A 582-nucleotide genomic window follows, 5' to 3' on the forward strand; every position below is an offset into this window, starting at 1 on the left:
CAGATTCACGCAGCCGGACCCGATTGGGTTGCTGGGTGGGTTTAATTTGTATCAGTATGCGCCTAATGGGTTGATGTGGATCGATCCGTGGGGTTGGAAAACAGGCGAGGGGTATACGCATATTACCTATCAAGGCGTAAAAAATGGTAAACCCTATATTGGTTATGCGAGCAAACCAGGTTTGGGACATTCAGCAGAAGATGTATTAAAGTATCGATATAATAACAACTTTTCAATATTTGATACCATACCAGAACCAATTTATCGTGGAGAAGGTGTGGCAGGAAAAGCAACCGCACGAGGATTGGAGCAGAGAACTTTTGAACAGATGGGTGGTTTGGAAGGAACTTCCAATAAGCAAAACCCCATAGGTATCAATAATCCACGGCGGCAAGAATACTTAGCTGCGGCGGATGAACATTTAAATAAAACCAAATCTAAAACAGGTGGAAAGAAATGTTAACTAAAAAACAACTAAATCAAGTAAATTCAGTATTCGGTGTCTATATAAAAGATGGGTTGTATTCATTAGCGCAATCCAGAAAAAATCATTGGATGGAGTTTTTTAATATATTTAGTGAT

General features: G+C 39.5%; 1 protein-coding gene. It reads left to right on the top strand.

The features are described from left to right. A partial coding sequence (locus J3U75_RS09020) for an RHS repeat-associated core domain-containing protein (RefSeq protein ID WP_323811364.1) occupies positions 1-463 on the top strand: 463 nt, incomplete at its 5' end. Between the last annotated feature and the right edge of the window lie 119 nt (positions 464-582).

The organism is Snodgrassella sp. B3088, from assembly GCF_026535815.1.
In the GTDB taxonomy this organism is placed as follows: domain Bacteria; phylum Pseudomonadota; class Gammaproteobacteria; order Burkholderiales; family Neisseriaceae; genus Snodgrassella; species Snodgrassella alvi_E.